The sequence below is a fragment of the Herbaspirillum aquaticum genome (assembly GCF_002213425.1).
GTDB classification, from domain to species: Bacteria; Pseudomonadota; Gammaproteobacteria; order Burkholderiales; family Burkholderiaceae_D; genus Herbaspirillum; species Herbaspirillum aquaticum.
Map to the genome: position 1 here is coordinate 163,139 of NZ_NJGV01000001.1, position 21,827 is coordinate 184,965.

Below are 21,827 nucleotides of genomic sequence, written 5' to 3' on the forward strand. Positions count from 1 at the left end.
GCAGTGCGTCCCTGTTTCCATAAGAACGAAATCACCCGAAAATCGGAGAATCCTGAAAATGGCTCAAATCGAAGTAAAAGTCCCGCAGTTGTCGGAATCCGTTGCCGAAGCAACCCTGCTGCAATGGCACAAGAAGGTTGGCGAACCGGTTGCCCGTGACGAAAACCTGATCGACATCGAGACCGACAAGGTCGTGCTGGAACTGCCCTCGCCGGACGCCGGCGTCATCACCCAGATCATCAAGGCCGACGGCGCCACCGTCGTGGCCGGTGAAGTGATCGCCATCCTGGACACCGACGCTTCCGCACAAGTGGCCCCGACCGAAGTCAAGGCTGCCCCGGCACCGCAATCGACCAACGAACCGACCCCGGTTGCCGCTCCCGAGCTGGCCTCCAAGGGCGACGTCGCCATGCCCGCCGCTGCCAAGCTGCTGGCCGACAACAACCTGTCGACCTCGCAAGTCACCGGCACCGGCAAGGATGGCCGCGTGACCAAGGGCGACGTGCTGGGTGCCCTGTCGGCTCCCGCCGCCGCACCTGCTGCCGCTGCCAAGCCGGCCCTGGCGCAAGTGGCCGCACCGGTCAAGGCTGGCCTGGAAAGCCGTCCGGAACAGCGCGTGCCGATGAGCCGCCTGCGTGCCCGCGTGGCCGAGCGTCTGGTGCAATCGCAATCGACCAACGCCATCCTGACCACCTTCAACGAAATCAACATGCAGCCGGTCATCGACCTGCGCAACAAGTACAAGGACAAGTTCGAGAAGGAACACGGCGTCAAGCTGGGCTTCATGTCCTTCTTCGTCAAGGCAGTCGTGCACGCCCTGAAGAAGTACCCGATCGTCAACGCGTCGGTCGATGGCAATGACATCGTCTACCACGGCTACTTCGACATCGGCGTGGCCGTCGGTTCGCCGCGCGGCCTGGTGGTGCCCATCCTGCGTGATGCGGACCAGATGTCCATCGCTGACATCGAGAAGAAGATCGGTGAATTCGGCCAGAAGGCCAAGGACGGCAAGCTGTCCATCGAAGAACTGTCGGGCGGTACCTTCACCGTCTCCAACGGCGGCACCTTCGGTTCCATGCTGTCGACCCCGATCATCAACCCGCCGCAATCGGCGATCCTGGGCATCCACGCCACCAAGGAACGCGCTGTGGTTGAAAACGGCCAGGTCGTGGTCCGTCCGATCAACTACTTCGCGCTGTCCTATGACCACCGCATCATCGACGGCCGCGAAGCCGTCCTGTCGCTGGTCGCGATCAAGGAAGCTCTGGAAGATCCCGCACGCCTGCTGCTGGATCTGTAAGCAACCGGCCATCACGGCGTGAGCGAGGCGCTGAACGGCCCCCAGGCATTCAGCGCCTTTTTGCATCCGCTTTGGACCAAGAGACCAAAGCGGATGCGCACAACGAATCAGGAATACACACATGAGCAAGAATTTTGACGTAGTCGTCATCGGTGGCGGCCCCGGCGGTTACATCGCCGCCATCCGCGCAGCGCAACTGGGCTTCAACACCGCCTGCATCGACGAATGGAAGAATGAAAAGGGCGGTCCCGCACCCGGCGGCACCTGCACCAACGTCGGTTGCATCCCGTCCAAGGCGCTGCTGCAATCCTCGGAACACTATGAGCACGCCAGCCACGGCTTCGCCGAGCACGGCATCGAAGTCAAGGGCCTGGGCCTGAACCTGGAAAAGATGCTGGGCCGCAAGAACACCGTGGTCAAGCAGAACAACGACGGCATCCTGTACCTGTTCAAGAAGAACAAGGTCGCCTTCTTCCACGGCCGTGGCTCCTTCGTCAAGGGCGATGCCAATGGCTACGAGATCAAGGTCGCCGGCGCTGCCGAAGAAACCATCACTGCCAAGCACGTGATCGTGGCAACCGGTTCGAACGCCCGTGCACTGCCGGGCGCCGAATTCGACGAAAAGCTGATCCTCTCCAATACCGGCGCACTGTCCATTTCTGAAGTGCCGAAGAAGCTGGGCGTGATCGGTGCCGGCGTGATCGGCCTGGAAATGGGTTCTGTCTGGCGTCGCCTGGGCGCGGAAGTGACCGTGCTGGAAGCGCTGCCGACTTTCCTGGGGTCCGTCGATGAACAGATCGCCAAGGAAGCCCACAAGCTGCTGACCAAGCAGGGCCTGGCCGTGAACCTGGGTGTGAAGATCGGCGCCATCAAGACCGGCAAGAACAGCGTCTCCGTGGAATACACCGATGCCAAGGGCGAAGCTCACACCGGCGAATTCGACAAGCTGATCATCTCGATTGGCCGTACTCCCAACACCATTGGCCTCAACGCCGAAGGCGTGGGCCTGAAGCTGGACGAGCGCGGCTTCATCGCCGTGGACGGTGACTGCAAGACCAACCTGCCCAACGTCTGGGCAGTGGGTGACGTGGTGCGCGGCCCGATGCTGGCCCACAAGGCCGAAGAAGAAGGCGTTGCCGTGGCCGAGCGTATCGCTGGCCAGCATGGTCACGTCAACTTCAACACCATTCCCTGGGTCATCTATACCTCGCCGGAAATCGCCTGGGTCGGCAAGACCGAGCAGCAGCTCAAGGCCGACGGCGTGCAGTACAAGGCCGGTACCTTCCCGTTCCTGGCCAACGGCCGCGCCCGTGCGCTGGGCGATACCTCGGGCATGGTGAAGTTCCTGGCCGATGCCAAGACCGATGAGATCCTGGGCGTGCACATCGTCGGCCCGATGGCCTCCGAGCTGATCTCCGAAGCCGTCGTGGCGATGGAATTCCGTGCGTCGTCCGAAGACATCGCACGTATCTGCCACGCTCACCCGTCGCTGTCGGAAGCCACCAAGGAAGCGGCCCTGGCCGTGGACAAGCGCGCATTGAACTTCTGATGCGCGATCAGTGCGACAATACGGGTCGCCGACGCCTGGCCAGCCCCTGGGGCTGGTCGCGTCCGAGTTGCCCGCATAGTGCGCATTGAGATGCCAACCCAATGGGCGAGCCTGGCTCGCCCATTGTCGTTTTACAAGACCACACCATGGATGTCCGTCAATTCTACGAACAGTCGCTGTCCCAGCGCGGTTATCAACCTGATGAAGCGCAGCTGCGCGCCATCGAGCGCCTGCAGCGCGCCTATGAGGAATGGGTCGCCTACAAGGCCCAGCGCGCCTCCACCTTCAAGCGCCTGATCAGCCGCCCGGCCGTGCCGCGTGGCGTCTACATGTGGGGCGGGGTAGGGCGCGGCAAGTCCTTCCTGATGGACAGCTTCTATTCCGTGGTGCCGGTGGTGCGCAAGACGCGCCTGCACTTCCACGAGTTCATGCGCGATGTGCATCGCCAGCTCGATGAATTGAAAGGGATCTCCGACCCCCTCGATGAAGTCGCCAAGCGCATCGCCAAGAAGTACCGCCTGATCTGTTTCGACGAGTTCCACGTCTCCGATATCGCCGATGCGATGATCCTCTACAACCTGCTGAAGGGCTTGTTCGATCACGGCGTGTCCTTCGTGATGACATCCAACTATGAGCCGAGCACGCTCTATCCGGATGGCCTGCACCGCGACCGCATGCTGCCGACCATTGCGCTGCTGAAGGAAAAGCTGGACGTCATGAACATCGATGCCGGCATCGACTACCGCAAGCGCGTGCTGGAGCAGGTGAAGGTGTACCACACGCCGCTCAACGCCAAGACCGATGAAGAATTGCGCGCTGCCTTCGCCTCAGTGGCCGAGGCGGCCGATGAAGATCCGCGCGTCCACATCGAGGCGCGCGAGATCCGCGCCCTGCGCCGCGCGGGCAGTGCGATCTGGTTCGACTTCGCCACGCTGTGCGGCGGACCGCGTTCGCAGAACGATTACCTGGAACTGGCCAGCCGGTTCCAGACGGTGATCCTGTCGGGCATTCCGCGCATGTCCGCGGCCATGTCCTCGGAAGCGCGCCGCTTCACCTGGCTGATCGACGTCTTCTATGACCACAAGGTCAAGCTCATCATGTCGGCTGCGGTGGAACCGGACGAGCTTTACACCGTCGGTACCCTTTCCAACGAATTCCACCGCACCGTTTCACGTATCATTGAGATGCAGTCGAAGGAATACCTGGATGCGGATCGCCGCTCGATTGCCGACAGCCTCTCCTGAAGAACCACCTGATGAACAAGAAATCCATGCAAGGTCTTTTTGCCGACGCCAAGGGCGTCACCTCTTCCCTGTGCGGCCTGATGCTGGCCCTGGCTGCCGGTGCCAGCGCGGCGCAGGGGCAGGCGTCGGCCACCGCCGCCTCGGGCGCGCAGCCCGCACAGGCGCAGGCGCAGGGGCAAGCCAGCGGCCAGCCGCAGGTCAGCCCGGCCCCGCAGGCGGCGCCCGCCTCGCCGGTGCCTTCCATGAGCCGTGAGCGCTTCGATGAACTGGAAGCCCGTCAACCGATCGGCCAACGTTTCCCCGCCGGCTCCATCAAGTCCGACGAAACTGCGCAGAAAGCACTGGACGAAGCCGCAGAAGACCGCCAGGTCGCCGAACTGCGTTACATCCTCGACCAGCGAGCCTGCTATCCCAAGTTCCTGGTGGCGGACTGCCTGGAGGCCGCGCGCGACCGCAAGCGCATGACCGACAAGGGGATCAAGGCCGTGGAATACGAGGCCAAGGTATTCCAGCGCCAGGCCACCGTGGACGACCGCGATCGCTCCCTGGCCGAGCAGCGGGCCAAGGACGAGGAAGATTCCGCCCGCCGCCTGGCCGACCAGAAGCAGAAGGAAGCCGATTCCGCCCGCAAGGTACAGGAAAGTCGTGCCAAGAACAGCGAAGTCCAGCAGCGTATCGACCAGAACAAGAACGTGCCGGCCGATTATCGTGTGCGCCAGCATGAAGCTGAAGTCCAGCGCAAGCAGGCCGAGGAAGCCGCGCGTGCGCCGTCGCGCGCAGCCAATGCCGCCGAACGCCAGCGCCGCATCCAGGAGGCCGAGGAGCACCGCCTGGAGGTGGAGCGCAAGAAGGCCGAGAACGAACGTGAACGCGCCGAACGCAAGCAGAAGCAACAACAGGATCAGCAACAGCAACAGCAGCAGCAACAGCAACAGCAACAGCAACAGCAACAGCAGCAATCGCAGCAGCCCGCCGCCAAGTAAGCCATCCTGTCGCTGGCCCCTTCGTCCGCAGGCCTACGCCGATTTGGCGTGGGCCTGCGGGTGCATTACACTAGCAAGCACATCAGCAACCAGCCGCCATCATGACCAGTACGCATCGCGAAGACATCCAGCGCCGCATCATCGAACTCGAAGTCGAGCACCGTGATCTCGATAGCGTGATCGACATGCTCATCCGCGATGCCCGTTCCGAAGACCTGCAACTACGCCGCCTCAAGAAGCGCAAGCTGCAACTGAAGGACCACATCGCACTGCTGAAGATGCAGCTGGTCCCCGATATTCCCGCCTGAACCCCGTTGCGCGCCTGCCGTGGCGGGTGCGCTTCTCGACATTCCGGGCCTGCTGGCCTGCGTCTTTCATGCGAGTCGGGGGTATGCCGCCGACTCCGCGTAAAATAGCGCCTTGTTCCCAATGACGTGCAAGCCGCGCCGGTATCGCCGATGCCCGCGCCGCACGTGTTTTCCTACAGGTTTGCCGCAGTGACAGCTCCCGAAGCCCCCGCCCACAACGTCGACAGTCGCACCGTTTCCGCCGAGACGGAGGGCGCCGCGCCCGAAGAACATGGTCTCCATGATGCCGAGGTCGAGCGCCTGTTCGGTGAAGGCGGTCCGCTGGGCGGTGCCGTCGGCAGCTATCGTCCACGCCATGCCCAGACCGAGATGGCCAAGGCCATTGCTGACGCCATCGCCAACCAGGGTACGCTGATCGCCGAGGCCGGCACCGGTACCGGCAAGACCTTTGCCTACCTGGTCCCGGCATTGCTGTGGGGTGGCAAGACCATCGTCTCTACCGGCACCAAGACCCTGCAGGACCAGCTCTTCAATCGCGACATCCCCACCGTGCGCAAGGCTCTGCATGCGCCCGTTTCGGTGGCGCTGCTCAAGGGGCGCAGCAATTACGTCTGCCACTTCCACCTCGAGCGTACCCTCCAGAACGGCCGCCTGACCGCACGCGAGGATGTGGGCTACCTGCGCGAGATCTCGCGCTTCGTCAAATCCACCTCCTCCGGCGACAAGGCCGAGCTGACCAAGGTGCCGGAGACGGCGTCGGTATGGAATCTGGTGACCTCGACCCGCGATACCTGTTTCGGGGCTGAGTGCCAGTACTACCAGGATTGCTTCGTCATGAAGGCGCGCAAGGAAGCGCAGCAGGCTGATGTAGTGGTGGTCAACCATCACCTGTTCTTCGCTGATGTAGCCCTGAAGGACACCGGCATTGCCGAACTGCTGCCCTCGGCCAATACGGTCATCTTCGACGAAGCGCACCAGTTGCCGGATACGGCCACCCTGTTTTTCGGTGAGACCATTTCCACCTCGCAGATTCTCGAACTGTGCCGCGACGTACTGGCCGAAGGCCTGTCGCACGCCCGCGATGGTGCCGACTGGGCGCGCCTGGTGGCGCCGGTGGAGCGGGCGGCACGCGATCTGCGGCTGGCTTTTCCAGAGGAATCGGTGCGCCTGGCCCTGAACCAGATTGCGCCGTCCAGCGCCTTCTTCCCGGCGCTGGATACCCTGAAGGATTGCATGGACGACATGATCGCCGTGCTTGAAAAACAGGCCGAACGTGCCGAGACCATCGAGCAGTGCCGCGACCGCGCCAATGAATTGCTGCGCCAGCTGGAAAACTGGGGCACGCCTGACGAGCTGGCCAAGATCCAGGCCGAAGCCGCCGCCAAGGCAGCGGCCAAGCCCGCCGACAACAAGCGGGAGGCAGCCGGCGAGGAGCAGGAAGAGCCGCCGGCCCAGAAACCGTTCTACGTGCTGTGGGTGGAAGCCTTTCAGTCCTCGCTGCAGCTGCACCGCACGCCGCTGTCGATCGCGCCCATCTTCAACAAGCAGCGCGAGGGTACGCCACGTTCATGGATCTTCACTTCGGCGACGCTGGCAGTGAAGAAAGATTTCAATCACTACGCAGCCCAGATGGGCCTGTGGAATGCGCCGGCGCAATCCTGGCCGAGCCCTTTCAATTATGCCGAGCAGGGCTTGCTGTACGTGCCGCAGAACCTGCCTCAGCCCAATTCGTTCGAATACACTGATGCCGTCATCGACGCCGCCTTGCCGACCATCGAGGCTGCCGGTGGCCGCTGCTTCTTCCTGTGCACTACGCTGCGTGCAGTCAATCGCGCAGCCGAGCGGCTGCGTTCCGAATTCGAGGCGCGCGGCCATGACTTCCCGCTGTTCGTACAGGGCGAAGCGGGGCGTACGGAGTTGCTGGATCGTTTCCGCGCCGCTGGCAATGGCGTGCTGATCGGCAGCCAGAGTTTCTGGGAAGGCGTGGATGTGCGCGGCGATGCACTGTCGCTGGTCATCATCGACAAGCTGCCGTTCTCGCCGCCGGACGATCCGGTGCTGGCGGCCCGTATCAGCGAGATGGAAAAACAGGGCCTGAACGGCTTCGTGCACCATCAGCTGCCGGCGGCCATCATCAACCTCAAACAGGGCGCCGGGCGCCTGATCCGTGACGAGGGTGACCGTGGCGTGCTGATGATCTGTGATCCGCGCATCATCACCAAGAATTATGGCCGCCGCATCTGGCAGAGCCTGCCGCCTTTCAAGCGCACGCGCGAGCTGGAGGTGGTACAGGCCTTCTTCCGGGAGCAGGATGCACGCCGCGCCGCTGCCGCTGCCGGCGAGGACGCTGCTGCGGAGAGCTGAGATGGCCGATCACACCTCGCTGGTGCCCGTGCGCGCCTCCGAACTCGCCCTGGGCCGCCCCGCGCCCTGGCCGATCTACAACGACGCCGGCAAACTCCTGCTGGCCCGCGGTACCCTGATCGATACGCCGGACCAGTTGGCCGGGCTGATCGAGAATGGTCTTTACCGCAATGCCCACTGGATTGCCGAGCCGGATACCGAATCCGTGCCGCTGCCGCAGGCGCGCGATGTCTTGCGCAAGAAACAGGGCGGCAAGAAGCCCCTGAAGCCCTCTGCGGCAGTGCGCGGCCAGGAAACCGTCATCACGCTGGACGAGGTGCGCTGGCAGATTGGCGATACCTTGTGGCTGCAATTTGCCGACGATGCCGCGCAGCGCTATGCGGTGTCACTGGTGGGCTGCCTGCCCAACCGCAGCATCCTCGTCACGGCGCCACAAAAGGACGGCAAGCAGCTCTTCGTGCGCGAGGGCCAGGCCTTCGTGGTGCGTGCCCTGACTGGTCGCCGTGCCTATGCTTTTGCGGCGCAACTGCTGAAATACCAACAGACGCCCTTCGTTTATCTTCATATCTCGCTGCCTAAAGAGGTACGTTCCACCGTCATCCGCCAGGCCACCCGCGTGGCCGTGGGCGCAGAAGGCTATCTGGCGGTGGATGGCAGCCAGCCGCTGGCGGCCAGCGTGATCGACCTGAGCCTGGCCGGTGCTTCAGTGGTGGCGACCTCGCTGTCCGGCAAGGTGGCAGCGAAGAAGGGTGTCACAGGCAAGCTGCGTTTCGTGGCCTCGGTGGCGGACCAGCAGTTGCCGCTGGAACTGCCGGTGGTCCTGCGGGCGGTGGAGTCTTTGGGGGAGGCCGATTTCCATCAGTACGGGGTGGGATTTGCCCAACTGACGGTGCGCGACAGGCTGGTGCTGTCGGCCTATGTCTACCAGGAACTGACGCTGCAGGAATAGCCGGTGCAACAGGGCAGGAGAATGTCAGGAGGAGGGGCTGTCCAAAGCTCTGCTTCGGTTAAAATTCAGCCCATGAAAATCCTCATCAGCAACGACGACGGCTACCTCGCGCCCGGCATCAATGCCTTGGCAGAAGCCCTCGCACCGATCGCCGACATCACCGTGGTGGCTCCCGACAGCAATCGCTCGGGCAGCTCCAACTCCCTGACGCTGGATCGCCCGCTGTGGGTGGAGCAGGCCGCCAACGGCTTCTATTACCTCAATGGCACGCCGTCGGACTGCGTCCACGTGGCGCTGACCGGCTTGCTCAAGGAGCGTCCGGACCTGATCGTCTCTGGCATCAACCAGGGCCAGAACATGGGCGACGATACGCTCTATTCCGGCACGGTCGCGGCCGCCACCGAAGGTTTCCTGTTCGGCATTCCTTCCATTGCGTTTTCGCAACTGCACAAGGGCTGGGGCGAGCTGGCGTCGGCCGCGCGCATCGCCCGCGAGATCGTTGAGCGCCGCTTCGACAGCCTGCCCAAGCCTTACCTGCTCAACGTCAACATCCCCAATCTGCCGTATGCGCAGATCAAGGGCAGCATGGCCACCCGCCTGGGCAAGCGCCACATGTCCGAGCCGGTGCACAAGCTGACCGACCCGCATGGCCGAGACCTGTACTGGATCGGCCCGGCCGGGGCCGCCAAGGATGGCGGCGAGGGCACCGATTTCCACGCGACGGCCAATGGCTACGTCTCCATCACGCCGCTGCAGATCGACCTGACGCACACCGCACAACTGGACAATCTCAAGAAAGCGCTTGCATGAGCGACAAGCCCAGCCGCTTCCCGCTGAGCCTGTCCTCGGTGGTCGACAAGAAAAAGACCGCCAATGCCGGACGGGATGCGGCTGGCCGCCCCCAGGCCACGACCCAGACCGCGGCCAAGAACGCCGCCCAGTCCTCGCAGCGTGCGGCCTTGAAGCCGGTGCAGCAGGGCCTGGCCCAGGCGCTGCGCCCGCCGCCGGCACCGCCCCGCGCTCCGGTGGCGCCGGCCCAGCCGCTGCTGAGCGCCGCCCCGGTGCCGCGCACGGCTGTCAGGAACGTGATGACGGTGACCCAGACCAATGCTTCTCATCATGCCTCGCCCTTGGCCTCGGAAGCGGTGCGCAAGGCCATGGTGGCGCGCGTGGCCAAGCAGGGCGTGGCCGATGCCAAGGTGCTGGCCGCGCTGGAGGCGGTGCCGCGCCACATGTTCGTGGAGCCCGGCTTGGCCAGCCAGGCCTATATTGATGCGTCGCTGCCGATCGGGCATCACCAGACCATTTCACAGCCCTATATCGTGGCGCGCATGATCGAACTGATGCGCCAGAACCGCAACGGCGGCCGCCTGGACCGCGTTCTGGAGATCGGTACCGGCTGCGGCTACCAGGCCGCCGTGCTGTCCCGGGTGGCGGGCGAGGTGTATTCCATCGAGCGCATCAAGCCCTTGCATGAACTGGCCAAGACCAATCTGCGTCCCTTGCGCGTGGCGAACATCCGCTTGCATTACGGAGATGGTATGCTTGGCCTGCCGCAGGTTGCGCCGTTTGATGGCATCATCCTCGCGGCGGCAGGGCTCGAAGTGCCGCAGGCCCTGCTGGAGCAGCTGGCCATCGGCGGCAGGCTGGTAGCACCGGTGGGCGAGCGCCAGCAGGTGCTGGAACTGATTGAACGTGTCGGCCAGCGCGACTGGCGCCGTACCACCCTGGAACAGTGCCATTTCGTGCCGCTGCGGCCGGGAACGGCGTAGGCCGGCAAAGCCCGGCATGAGCGGGGCGCAAAGAGCAGAAACGGCGGATATCAGGTCCGCCACGCATCATCGAACAGGGAGCGGGCGGCAACAAGCACAAGCATCCAAGCCGCGGGTCGATGAAAAGAGCGGATGGGCAGGCGAGGGGGCCGCATTTCCCTGATGAACTTCTGGCGCTGGCTGCGTGTCAACTAGCGTCGTACAAAATCTAACGTAAGAGCATGAAGAAAATTCGTTTGGCTGTATTGGGCAGTGTCGTCAGTTTGCTGGCCGCCTGCGGCTCGACACCGAATCAGCAGCCGGCGCCCGTCGTCGACCGCACCACCAGCACCGTCAAGCCGGCCGACGCTGTGGCCGCGCCGGCTGCGCCGGTTCCCTCGGGACGTGGCTATTACACGGTCAAGAAGGGCGATACGCTGTATCGCATCGCCTTGGACGTCGGGCAGAACTGGCGCGACATCGTCGCCTGGAACAACCTGACCAACCCGAACGACATCAAGGTTGACCAGGTGCTGCGCGTGGCCCCGCCTGACCGTGCCGGATCGGCCCAGACCGCGACCGTGGCTGCCGCACCGGGTGCAGCCCTGGATGTGAAGCCGCTGGGCGCACCGGGTGCGGCTGCGCCGGCCGCAGCACCGATGGCCTCGGGCAGCAACAAGACCGGTCCGCGCGGCGACAAGCGCGCCTATTCGGACAGCGCCCTGGCTGAACTGGAAAAGCCCGATGCCCCGCCGGCAGCGGCACCTGCTGCGGCACCCGCCGCAGCGGCCAAACCGGAAGCCCCGCATGCAGCTGACAAGCCGGCTGCGGCGAGCCAGCCAGCGGCCGCTGGCGACGATGAAGGCGTGAGCTGGATGTGGCCGGCCGATGGCAAGGTGGTCGGTACCTTCGAAGGTGGCAAGAAGGGCGTAGATATTGCGGGCAAGGATGGCCAGGCCGTCCTGGCAGCAGCAGGTGGCAAGGTCATGTATGCCGGCAGCGGCATCCGTGGTTATGGCAACCTGGTGATCATCAAGCACACCAACAACCTGTTGTCGGCCTATGCCCACAACAAGACGATCCTGGTCAAGGAAGGCCAGGCGGTGACCAAGGGACAGAAGATCGCTGAAATGGGCAAATCCGACAGCGACAGCGTCAAACTGCATTTCGAGATCCGCCAGCAGGGTAAACCTGTTGATCCTTCAAAATACTTACCGCCACGCTAGCGTATGACAAGCAATCGCCGCGATCACTTGCCAGACCAGGACCCTCGTGAAGAGGATATGGACGATCCCATCGAGGAGATCGATGAACCGGAAGTGATCGACGGCGATGCCGCTGACCAGCCCCAGGAAGCGGCCCCGGCAGAAGGTGTGGACGAGCTCAAGAAGGTGCTTGCTGCCGAACTCTCTACCGACACCACCCAGCATTACCTCAACAAGATCGGTGCCAAGCCGCTCCTGACGGCGGCAGAAGAGCTGCATTTCGCTACCCAGGCCAAGGCCGGCGAATTCGTGGCGCGCCAGAAGATGATCGAGCACAACCTGCGGCTGGTGGTGTCGATTGCCAAGCACTACATCAACCGCGGTGTGGCCCTGCTGGACCTGATCGAAGAGGGCAACCTTGGTCTCATGCGCGCCATCGACAAGTTCGAGCCGGAGCGCGGTTTCCGCTTCTCTACCTACGCCACCTGGTGGATCCGCCAGAGCATCGAGCGCGCCATCATGAATCAGGCCCGTACCGTGCGGCTTCCCGTACACATGGTGCGCGAGCTGAACCAGATCCTGCGTGCAAAGTATCACCTCGAAGCCCAGCAACGTGACGGAAGAGACGCCAGCGCCGAAGACATCGCGCACCTGGTCGATCGCCCGGTGGAAGAGGTGCAGGATGTGCTGGCCCTGTCCGAACATGCAGCCTCGCTGGATACCCCGCTGGATAACGACCCTCAGGCCAGCCTGATGGATCTTCTGCCCAGCGCCGTCGAAGAGCATCCCGATACCCGCGCCGAGAGCCAGGAAATGGCCTTGCTGATCCGCGAGTGGCTCAAGAGCTTGTCTGAAAAACAACGCGTCGTGGTAGCGCGGCGCTTTGGGCTGGATAACGACGATCCCTCGACGCTGGAGCAGCTGGCCGGCGAGATGGGCATTACCCGTGAACGCGTGCGCCAGGTGCAGCAGGAGGCCCTGGTCAAGCTCAAGCGCCTGCTGACCTCGCGCGGCGTGAGCCGCGACGCTCTGTTCTAGGGCGCATCCGGTTCAATGCAGTGGTTTTCTGCCTGCGGGCAGGGGCCGGATGCGCTTGCTGCTTCCCTCGCGGTCCCGGATCGCGGACAATACCGCTTTTGTTTTCGGCAGCGGGCTTCGGTCCCACCCTGTGGTTTCCCTCATGCAACAAGACATCATCATTGAAATCAAGTCGCTCGACATGGACGGGCGCGGCGTTGGTCACCTCGAAAACGAGGATGGTACGCAAGGCAAGGTCATCTTCGTCGAAGGCGCATTGCCGGGCGAACGGGTCAGTTTCCAGTCCTATCGCAAGAAACCCAAGTGGGAAGCGGGCGTGATGACTACGCTGCATAGCGAATCCTCGCTGCGGGTGAAGCCCAAGTGTGACTATTTCGGCACCTGCGGCGGCTGCGCCATGCAGCATCTGGAGCCATCGGCCCAGGTCGCCATGAAGCAGCGCGTGCTGGAGGACAACCTCTGGCACCTGGGCAAGACCAAGGCTGAGGTCATGCTGCGTCCGATTTACGGGCCGACCTGGGGGTATCGCTATCGCGCCCGTATCTCGGTGCGCCACGTGGCCAAGAAGGGTGGGGTGCTGGTGGGTTTCCACGAAAAGCGCTCGTCTTTCATCGCTGATATGAAGACTTGTGAAATCCTGCCGCCCAATGTCTCGGCCATGCTGGTGCCACTGCGTGAACTGGTGGCGGCGCTGTCGATTCGTGACCGCATGCCGCAGATCGAGCTGGCCGTGGGTGAGGGTGATCATGGCAACAAGGTCACCGTGCTAGTGTTGCGCATCATGGAGGCGCTGAGCCCGGCCGATGAAACCCTGCTCAAGACCTTTGCCGACGAGCACAAGATCGAATGGTGGTTGCAGACCAAGGGGCCGGATACGGCGGCACCTTACTATCCGGCACAATCGCGCTTGCAGTACACCTTGCCTGAATTCGGCATCCGCATGCCGTTCAAGCCCACCGATTTCACCCAGGTGAATCACCAGATCAACCGTGTTCTGGTGGCTCGTGCACTGCGCCTGCTGGATGTGCAGCCCCAGGATCGCGTGGCCGACCTGTTCTGTGGACTTGGCAACTTCACGCTGCCCATCGCCACCCTGGCACGCGAAGTGGTCGGGATCGAAGGCAGCACGGCCCTGACCGAGCGCGCGCTGGACAATGCCAAGGTCAATGGCGTCGATGCCAAGACCAGCTTCTATTGCCGCAACCTGTTCGAAGCCAAGCCGGAAGATTTCGTCGCGCTGGGCAAGTTCGACCGCATGCTGATCGACCCGCCGCGCGAAGGCGCCATGGAGGTCTGCAAGGCCCTGGTGGAATTGCCGCCGGAGCAGCAGCACCTCAAGCCCAAGCGCATCGTCTATGTCTCCTGCAATCCCGCTACGCTGGCGCGTGACGCCGGCATGCTGGTGCATCTGGGTGGTTATGCGCTCAAGTATGCTGGCGTGGTGAACATGTTCCCGCATACGGCCCACGTGGAATCCATCGCCGTCTTCGATTTGCCTGAGTGAGACTGCGGACGGCGGATGGCGGACGAAAAAAATGCCGGCTCGCGCCGGCATTTTTGTTGCTGCTGATGCAATGTTTTTCGATGTCAGTCGCGATTGCCGCCGACGATGCCCAGGATAGACAGCAGGTTGGCAAAGACGTTGTAGACGTCGAGGTAGATCGCCAGCGTGGCCGAGATGTAGTTGGTTTCGCCGCCGTTGACCACTTGTTGCACGTCATACAGGATGTAGGCCGAGAAGATGGCGATGGCCACCACCGAGATGGTCAGTTGCAGTGCCGGCAGGTGCAGGAAGATGTTGGCCAGCGAAGCCACCAGGATCACCAGCACGCCTGCGAAGAGCCACTTGCCCATGCCCGAGAAGTCGCGCTTGGAGACGGTGGCGATGGTGGCCATGCCGCAGAAGATGATGGCGGTGCCGCCAAAGGCCGTCATGATCAGTCCAGCGCCGTTGGAGAAGCCCAGCGTGTACTCGATCAGGCGCGACAGCATCAGGCCCATGAAGAAGGTGAAGCCCAGCAGGAAGGCTACGCCCCAGCCGGTATTCTTGGTCTTCTCGATGGCATAGAAGAAGCCGAAGGCGATTGCCAGGAACAGCACGAAGCCGATCATCGGGCTGGCGGCGAACAGGCTGAAGTGCATCTGCACGCCCAGCCAGGCGCCCAGCACGGTCGGGATCATCGACAGCGCCAGCAGCCAGTAGGTGTTGCGCAGAACGCGGTTGCGGGTGGCCAGGCTCGTGGTCGAGTGGCCGAAGGTCGTGTCCAGTTGATTCATATGTCCTCCGAAGCGTTGAATGCGAGCCAGAGAATAGCACGACGGCTCACTGCTAAGACAAGTCTTCCCTCGCTCTGGTTCGAGATGCGGGCACTTTATATGAAGCCCGCCTCCTGCACAGCCTGGCTGGTTTCAGTGGGCAAGTGCCCGCATGCGGTGTCAAACAAGGTGAATTGACATGATATCTGATGGTTTCATGCTAAAATACAAGGTTCATTGAATTATCAATTCTTGGCTTTAAGCCATTATTTTTATTGGAGTTTTTCTCATGGCAATTGAACGCACCCTGTCGATTATCAAGCCCGACGCTGTCGCCAAGAACGTGATCGGCCAGATCTACAGCCGTTTCGAAAACGCCGGCCTGAAGGTCGTCGCTGCTCGCATGGCCCAACTGTCCCGCGCTGAAGCTGAAGGTTTCTACGCTGTGCACCGCGAGCGTCCCTTCTTCAAGGACCTGGTGGACTTCATGATCTCCGGCCCGGTGATGATTCAGGTGCTGGAAGGCGAAGGCGCCATCCTGAAGAACCGCGACCTGATGGGCGCTACCGATCCGAAGAAGGCTGAAAAGGGCACCATCCGCGCCGACTTCGCTGACTCCATCGACGCCAACGCCGTGCACGGTTCGGACGCTGAAGAAACCGCCAAGGGCGAAATCGCCTACTTCTTCCCGGCGCTGAACGTTTATTCGCGTTAATCTGTTCCTGTTTTCCATAGGTCTTCCGGGCTGGGGCGGAAACCGGCACCGCAATCCCTGCGGCGTCTTTCTGCCTTGGTCCCGACCGCAAGCATCATGACTACAGCTCTCACCAATCTGCTGGATATGGATCCCGCGCAACTCGTCGCCTACTGCGGCGAGTTGGGTGAGAAGCCGTTTCGTGCAAAGCAGTTGCAGCGTTGGATACACCAGTTCGGCGTGTCTGATTTCGATCAGATGACCGACCTGGCCAAATCGCTGCGCGACAAGCTGAAGACCCGTGCCGAAGTCCGTGCACCGGCCATCATCAGCGACCATACTTCCACCGACGGCACACGCAAGTGGCTGGTCGACGTGGGCCAGGGCAATGCGGTGGAAACCGTGTTCATTCCTGAAGAAAACCGCGGCACGCTGTGCGTATCGACGCAGGCGGGCTGTGCCGTGAATTGCCGTTTCTGCTCGACCGGCAAGCAGGGCTTCAACCGCAATCTCACCGTGGCCGAAATCATTGGCCAGCTGTGGATGGCGGAATTCGAATTGCGCAAGACCAAGGGTATCGAAGGCGGCCCCAAGGGTGAGCGCCAGATCACCAACGTGGTGATGATGGGCATGGGCGAGCCGCTGCTCAACTTCGAGCCGACCGTCACCGCCTTGCGCCTGATGCTGGACGACAATGCTTACGGCCTGTCGCGCCGCCGCGTTACGCTGTCCACCAGCGGCGTGGTGCCGATGATCGACAAGCTGTCGCAAGAATGTCCGGTGGCGCTGGCCGTCTCGCTGCACGCGTCCAACGATGCGCTGCGCGACTCGCTCATTCCGCTCAACCGCAAGCACCCGCTGCGCGAGCTGATGCTGGCCTGCAAGCGCTATCTGGAATTTGCGCCGCGCGACTTCATCACCTTCGAGTACTGCATGCTCGATGGCGTCAACGACACCGACACCCATGCCCGCGAACTGGTCGCGCTGGTGAAGGAAGGCGAGACTGCCATCCCTTGCAAGTTCAACCTGATTCCCTTCAACCCCTTCCCCGAGTCGGGCTTGAAGCGCTCGCACAATCCGCGCATCAAGGCGTTCGCGCAGATCCTGATGGATGCCGGCATCGTGACCACCATCCGCAAGACCCGTGGCGACGATATCGATGCCGCCTGCGGCCAGCTGGCTGGCGAAGTGAAGGATCGTACGCGGGTACAGGAACGCATGCAGAAAATGGCCGAATACCAGGCCAAGTTCGGCAAGGACTTCGGCCGCATCGTGGAGATCTCCGGGTGACGGCAGGGTGGTCCCATGTCCTTGCTGGTCCTGCGGTACCAGCCTTCGCCGCCGCGGCGAGGGATCAGTTGCCGCTTTTTACAGAATGGGTAACGGGGGCGTCGATGTTGCGCTGGGGCGCAGGCATCGCACGTCCTTTTTGTGTTTTTGCTGAAATGATCGTCCGTTCTGCCTTTATCGTTCAGGATGGGCTGAAGTTGTCGAATTTCCCCGGAGGGACGCGGCAGGTGCCGCGCAGGGACGCTCCAGAAGAATCCGGCCAGGGCCGGCTAAAAAAAGCTTTTCCATGTGGAGCATTTGATGAGTGATCAACAAATGAACGAAATGTCGTCGCAGCAACCGCAAGATCCTGGTCCATCGTCCCCGACCCAGGTCTCGCCCGGTGCCGCGCTGGCGGCGGCGCGTCAAAAGAAGGGCTGGACCATCGAGCAGGTTGCCAGCCTGGTGAAGTTGGCCCCGCGCCAGATCCAGGCGATCGAGGCGGACAACTACGCCGCCTTGCCGGGCCTGGCCGTGGCGCGCGGCTTCGTGCGCAGCTATGCCAAGGTGCTGGGGCTGGATGTGAATGCCGTGACGGCCGCCTTGCCACAGGAATCGGCCGTGCAGCAGCGCGACCACATCGTGCCGCAGCATCAGCTCTCCACGCCGTTCTCGGAAGGTCCGCTGCCGGCCATGATGATGAGCACGCGCGGCAACAGCTCGGCCTTGCCCATCGTCGCCGGTGTGGTGGTGGTCGCCCTGCTGGCGGGCGCAGCCGCCGTGCGCTGGACCGATCTCGGTGCCAATGTGCCGCAGCTGGCCTTCCTCAAGTCGCATCACGACGACGCGGCAGCGGCGCCGGGTAATGCTCCGGATGCGCAGAATGCACAGACGGCCGAGACTGCTTCCACCGAAACGCCGGTCAATGCCCGCGTTGAAACGATCACGCCCGCAGCTGCCGAGGAGTCCGCCAAGCCGGCCGCTCCCGTGGCTGAAACGCCCGCGCCGGTAGCCCAGGCGCCGGTGGCAAGCAAGCCGGAACCAGTGCAGCCCGCCACGCCAGCGGCCAACCAGCCGGCTTCCACGCCGGCCCCGGCTGCTGCTTCCGCGCCTGCGCCTGCCGCATCGGCGGCGCCCGGCCAGATGGCCTCGACCACTGTCCCGAGCGGCCTGAACATCGTCAACAGCAAGGATCTGCTGCGCCTGACTTTCCGCGAGGATTCCTGGGTGGAAATCCGTCGTGCTGACAAGAGCACCGTGATTTCGCGCCTGCTCAAGGCCGGCACCACCGAGACCTTCGATGTCTCGGATGCGACGATCCTGATCATCGGCAACGCCGCCGGTGTCGACGCCAGCCTGCGCGGCCAGCCGCTGGACCTGAAAACCCCGGGCGGCAGCAATGTTGCACGCCTGAACCTGAACTGAGTCGACTGCCTATCATGTCTTCCTCCCCGATCGCCTCCGGGCCCCTGGCCCGCCGCAACAGTCGCCGCGTGGTCATCAGCCATGGGGCGCGCGAGATCATCGTGGGTGGCGGTGCCCCGGTCATGGTGCAATCCATGACCAACACCGACACCGCGGATGCCATCGGGACCGCAATCCAGATCAAGGAGCTGGCCCGCGCCGGCTCCGAGATCGTGCGCCTGACCGTCAATACGCCCGAGGCCGCCGCTGCCGTGCCGGCCATTCGCGAGCAGCTCGACCGCATGGGCGTGGATGTGCCGCTGGTGGGCGATTTCCACTACAACGGCCACACCCTGCTGACCGATTATCCGGAGTGCGCCCAGGCGCTCTCCAAATACCGTATCAATCCCGGCAACGTAGGCAAGGGTGCCAAGCGCGATACCCAGTTTGCCCAGATGATCGAAGTGGCTTGCAAGTACGACAAGCCGGTGCGCATCGGCGTGAACTGGGGCAGCCTGGACCAGGCGCTGCTGGCACGCATCATGGACGAAAACGCCGGTCGCGCCGAGCCGTGGTCGGCCCAGGCGGTGATGTATGAAGCCTTGGTCACCTCGGCCATCGAAAACGCCCAGCGTGCCGAGGAGCTGGGCATGTCGGGTGACAAGATCATCCTCTCCTGCAAGGTCTCCGGTGTGCAGGACCTGATCGCGGTCTATCGCGAGCTGGCGCGCCGCTGCGACTATCCCTTGCACCTGGGCCTGACCGAGGCCGGCATGGGCAGCAAGGGCATCGTGGCCTCCACGGCGGCGCTGTCGGTGCTGCTGCAGGAAGGCATCGGCGACACCATCCGCATCTCGCTGACCCCCGAGCCGGGCGGCGACCGGACCAAGGAAGTGGTGGTCGGCCAGGAAATCCTGCAGACCATGGGCCTGCGCAAGTTCACCCCGATGGTGATCGCCTGCCCGGGTTGCGGCCGCACCACCTCGACCGTATTCCAGGACCTGGCCGACAAGATCCAGACCTTCCTGCGCGAGCAGATGCCGGTCTGGAAGGGCAAGTATCCCGGCGTGGAAGCCATGAACGTGGCCGTCATGGGCTGCATCGTCAATGGCCCCGGTGAATCCAAGCACGCCAACATCGGCATCAGCCTGCCGGGTACCGGCGAGTCGCCGGCGGCACCGGTGTTCATCGACGGCGAGAAGAAGATGACCCTGCGCGGCGAACGCATCGCCGAGGAATTCCAGAACGTGGTGCTGCAATACGTCGAATCGCATTACGGTCAGGGTAGCCATTCCTGATCACCGTGGAGCCCGCCGCCGTCGGGCGTTGCGGGCCATGCAGTACACTTGCGCTGGTGCGTCGCACGAAAGATGCGTCAGATTCCAGCTTCCAGAAATGAAGTAAAAAGCAAAAACTCCGGGTTTCGGTATGTCAGAACAAAAGAAAGTCGAAAAAATCGTTGGCGTCAAAGGCATGAATGACATCCTGCCGGCCGACGCACCGCTGTGGGAACTGTTCGAGAACACCGTGCAATCGGTGCTCAAGAGCTACGGTTTCCAGCAGATCCGCACCCCCATCGTCGAGCCGACCGCACTGTTCGCGCGCGGCCTGGGCGAGGTGACCGACATCGTCGAGAAGGAGATGTACTCCTTCACCGATTCCATGAACGGCGACAACCTGACCCTGCGTCCGGAAAACACCGCCGGCGTGGTGCGCGCAGCCCTCGAACACAACCTGACCTACGACGGTCCCAAGCGTCTGTGGTACGTCGGTCCGATGTTCCGCCACGAGCGTCCGCAGCGCGGCCGTTATCGCCAGTTCCACCAGGTCGGCGCCGAAGCCGTGGGCTTCAGCGGCCCGGATATCGATGCCGAACTGATCATGATGTGCCAGCGCCTGTGGGATGACCTGGGCCTGTCCGACATCCGCCTGGAACTGAACTCCATCGGCAACGCCGAAGAGCGCAACAAGCACCGCGCCGACCTGATCGCCTACTTCGAACAGCACAAGGACCTGCTGGACACCGACGCCCAGCGCCGCCTGCACGCCAACCCGCTGCGCATCCTGGATACGAAGAATCCTGCCATGCAGGAGATGGTGAACGCCGCTCCCAAGCTGCTGGATTACCTGGGTGAAGAATCGCGCGCGCACTTCGAGGGCGTGCAGAAGATCCTGCGCCACAACAATATTCCTTTCACCATCAACCCGCGCCTGGTGCGCGGCATGGACTACTACAACCGTACCGTGTTCGAGTGGGTCACCGACCAGCTGGGCTCGCAAGGCACGGTCTGTGGCGGTGGTCGCTATGATCCGCTGATCGAAATGTTCGGCGGCAAGCCGACCCCGGCCTGCGGCTTCGCCATGGGCGTGGAACGCCTGCTGGAGCTGATGAAGGCCAATGGCGAGCAGTACGCGCCGAACCAGTGCGACGTCTACCTGGTCCATCAGGGCGAGGATGCACAGTTGCAATCTTTTGTCCTGGCTGAACGTTTGCGGACTGCCGGGCTCGATGTTGTGCTACATTGCGCATCGTCCAATGGTGGTGGATCGTTCAAGGCGCAGATGAAGCGTGCCGACGCCAGCGGTGCTGCCTTTGCCGTGATCATTGGTGAAGACGAGCTCAAGGCCGGGTCCGCCACTGTCAAGCACATGCGCGAAGGCAATGCCGAGGAAGGCCGCGCCAACCAGAGCAACATGGCTTTCGACGGCGTGGTCGACTACATCGTGGAACAGATCGTGGGCGATCACGACCATGATCACGACCACGTGCACTATCACCCCTGAAGACCCGTCCACCTCGACCGTCAACTTATCTAAACGCAGAGTTACATGGCATACGATCTCGAAGAACAAGAACAGCTTGATTCCATCAAGGCCTGGTGGGCGAAGTACGGCAACCTGGTGACCTGGGCGCTGATCATCGCGCTGGCCGCCTACGCCGGCTGGACCGGCTGGAACACCTGGCAGGGCCGCCAGTCGGCGCAAGCCTCGGTGCTCTACGAAGAACAGCAGAAGTCGCTGGCCGCCAAGGACAATGCCAAGGTGCAACGCGCCGCCGCCGACATCCAGGACAAGTTCAGCGGCACCGCCTACGCCGAGATGAGCGCCCTGGTGGCAGCCAAGTCGGCGTTCGACGCCAATGACCTGGAAGCGGCCAAGAAGCAGCTGCAATGGGTAATCGACCACGGCCGTGGCAAGGAATACAAGGCCATCGCCGCCGTGCGCCTGGCTGGCGTGCTGCTCGATGCCAAGTCGTATGACGAAGCGTTGAAGGTCTTGTCGGGTGACTATCCCGCCCAGTTCGCCGGCGCCATCGCCGACCGCAAGGGTGATGTGCTGGCAGCCCAAGGCAAGCGCGACGAAGCCCGTAGCGCCTACAAGCTGGCGCTGGAAAAGAGCGACGCCAAGGATCCGGGCCGTCAGCTGATCCAGATCAAGCTCGACGCCATCGGCGGCGAAGCGCCCAAGGCCTGAGGCCTGCGCTGGCGCCATTGACTCAATGCTCCGGGACCC

General features: G+C 62.9%; 19 protein-coding genes. 18 read left to right on the forward strand and 1 reads right to left on the reverse strand.

Features of this window, described 5'->3' with window-relative positions; all coding sequences use genetic code 11:
* The first annotated feature begins 58 nt into the window (after positions 1-58).
* From odhB to rlmD, 12 genes are all read left to right on the forward strand, one after another.
* A complete protein-coding gene (gene odhB, locus CEJ45_RS00765; RefSeq protein WP_088753356.1) occupies positions 59-1,300 on the forward strand; it encodes a 2-oxoglutarate dehydrogenase complex dihydrolipoyllysine-residue succinyltransferase in 1,242 nt (413 codons plus the stop codon).
* A 121-nt stretch (positions 1,301-1,421) separates the two neighbouring features.
* Positions 1,422-2,849: a dihydrolipoyl dehydrogenase gene (gene lpdA, locus CEJ45_RS00770; RefSeq protein ID WP_088753357.1), complete on the forward strand. Its 1,428-nt coding sequence runs from the start codon at positions 1,422-1,424 to the stop codon at positions 2,847-2,849.
* 146 nt (positions 2,850-2,995) lie between these two features.
* Positions 2,996-4,093, forward strand: a complete 1,098-nt coding sequence (zapE, locus tag CEJ45_RS00775) for a cell division protein ZapE (RefSeq protein WP_088753358.1) — start codon at positions 2,996-2,998, stop codon at positions 4,091-4,093.
* Positions 4,094-4,104: 11 nt separating this feature from the next.
* The gene (locus CEJ45_RS00780) at positions 4,105-5,076 is read left to right on the forward strand and encodes a hypothetical protein (protein ID WP_088753359.1); all 972 of its coding nucleotides are present in this window, start codon (positions 4,105-4,107) and stop codon (positions 5,074-5,076) included.
* Between the two features lie 101 nt (positions 5,077-5,177).
* Positions 5,178-5,384 carry a YdcH family protein gene (locus tag CEJ45_RS00785; protein WP_006463294.1) on the forward strand — a complete coding sequence of 69 codons (207 nt, stop codon included), beginning with the start codon at positions 5,178-5,180 and terminating at the stop codon, positions 5,382-5,384.
* A gap of 150 nt (positions 5,385-5,534) precedes the next feature.
* Entirely contained in the window at positions 5,535-7,748 is a 2,214-nt protein-coding gene (locus CEJ45_RS00790) for a DNA repair helicase YoaA (RefSeq protein WP_241517257.1), read from the forward strand.
* Position 7,749: 1 nt separating this feature from the next.
* A complete protein-coding gene (locus CEJ45_RS00795) occupies positions 7,750-8,697 on the forward strand; it encodes a flagellar brake protein (RefSeq protein ID WP_088753360.1) in 948 nt (315 codons plus the stop codon).
* 72 nt (positions 8,698-8,769) lie between these two features.
* Positions 8,770-9,507 carry a 5'/3'-nucleotidase SurE gene (gene surE / locus CEJ45_RS00800; protein WP_088753361.1) on the forward strand — a complete coding sequence of 246 codons (738 nt, stop codon included), beginning with the start codon at positions 8,770-8,772 and terminating at the stop codon, positions 9,505-9,507.
* Complete coding sequence (locus tag CEJ45_RS00805) at positions 9,504-10,469, forward strand: protein-L-isoaspartate(D-aspartate) O-methyltransferase (protein ID WP_088753362.1); 966 nt, start codon at positions 9,504-9,506, stop codon at positions 10,467-10,469. The genes surE and CEJ45_RS00805 overlap by 4 nt, the downstream gene beginning before the upstream one ends.
* Positions 10,470-10,690: 221 nt before the next feature.
* Complete coding sequence (locus CEJ45_RS00810; protein WP_088753363.1) at positions 10,691-11,674, forward strand: peptidoglycan DD-metalloendopeptidase family protein; 984 nt, start codon at positions 10,691-10,693, stop codon at positions 11,672-11,674.
* A 3-nt stretch (positions 11,675-11,677) separates the two neighbouring features.
* Positions 11,678-12,691, forward strand: a complete 1,014-nt coding sequence (gene rpoS / locus CEJ45_RS00815; RefSeq protein ID WP_088753364.1) for an RNA polymerase sigma factor RpoS — start codon at positions 11,678-11,680, stop codon at positions 12,689-12,691.
* A 142-nt stretch (positions 12,692-12,833) separates the two neighbouring features.
* Complete coding sequence (gene rlmD, locus CEJ45_RS00820) at positions 12,834-14,195, forward strand: 23S rRNA (uracil(1939)-C(5))-methyltransferase RlmD (RefSeq protein WP_088753365.1); 1,362 nt, start codon at positions 12,834-12,836, stop codon at positions 14,193-14,195.
* 83 nt (positions 14,196-14,278) lie between these two features.
* Here rlmD and CEJ45_RS00825 read toward each other — a convergent pair whose 3' ends face one another.
* Complete coding sequence (locus CEJ45_RS00825; protein ID WP_039785351.1) at positions 14,279-14,968, reverse strand: Bax inhibitor-1/YccA family protein; 690 nt, start codon at positions 14,966-14,968, stop codon at positions 14,279-14,281.
* A gap of 268 nt (positions 14,969-15,236) precedes the next feature.
* Between CEJ45_RS00825 and ndk the strand changes: the two genes are divergently transcribed.
* From ndk to CEJ45_RS00855, 6 genes are all read left to right on the forward strand, one after another.
* The gene (gene ndk, locus CEJ45_RS00830; RefSeq protein ID WP_034333977.1) at positions 15,237-15,662 is read left to right on the forward strand and encodes a nucleoside-diphosphate kinase; all 426 of its coding nucleotides are present in this window, start codon (positions 15,237-15,239) and stop codon (positions 15,660-15,662) included.
* A 96-nt stretch (positions 15,663-15,758) separates the two neighbouring features.
* Positions 15,759-16,931, forward strand: a complete 1,173-nt coding sequence (gene rlmN, locus CEJ45_RS00835) for a dual-specificity RNA methyltransferase RlmN (protein ID WP_034333976.1) — start codon at positions 15,759-15,761, stop codon at positions 16,929-16,931.
* A gap of 300 nt (positions 16,932-17,231) precedes the next feature.
* Positions 17,232-18,335 (forward strand): helix-turn-helix domain-containing protein, encoded by a 1,104-nt coding sequence (locus CEJ45_RS00840; protein ID WP_088753366.1) that lies wholly within the window; start codon positions 17,232-17,234, stop codon positions 18,333-18,335.
* 14 nt (positions 18,336-18,349) lie between these two features.
* Positions 18,350-19,612, forward strand: coding sequence for a flavodoxin-dependent (E)-4-hydroxy-3-methylbut-2-enyl-diphosphate synthase (ispG, locus tag CEJ45_RS00845; protein WP_088753367.1), 1,263 nt, complete (start codon positions 18,350-18,352; stop codon positions 19,610-19,612).
* Positions 19,613-19,742: 130 nt separating this feature from the next.
* The gene (hisS, locus tag CEJ45_RS00850; protein WP_088753368.1) at positions 19,743-21,098 is read left to right on the forward strand and encodes a histidine--tRNA ligase; all 1,356 of its coding nucleotides are present in this window, start codon (positions 19,743-19,745) and stop codon (positions 21,096-21,098) included.
* Positions 21,099-21,143: 45 nt separating this feature from the next.
* The gene (locus CEJ45_RS00855) at positions 21,144-21,788 is read left to right on the forward strand and encodes a YfgM family protein (RefSeq protein ID WP_088753369.1); all 645 of its coding nucleotides are present in this window, start codon (positions 21,144-21,146) and stop codon (positions 21,786-21,788) included.
* The last annotated feature ends 39 nt before the right edge of the window (positions 21,789-21,827 follow it).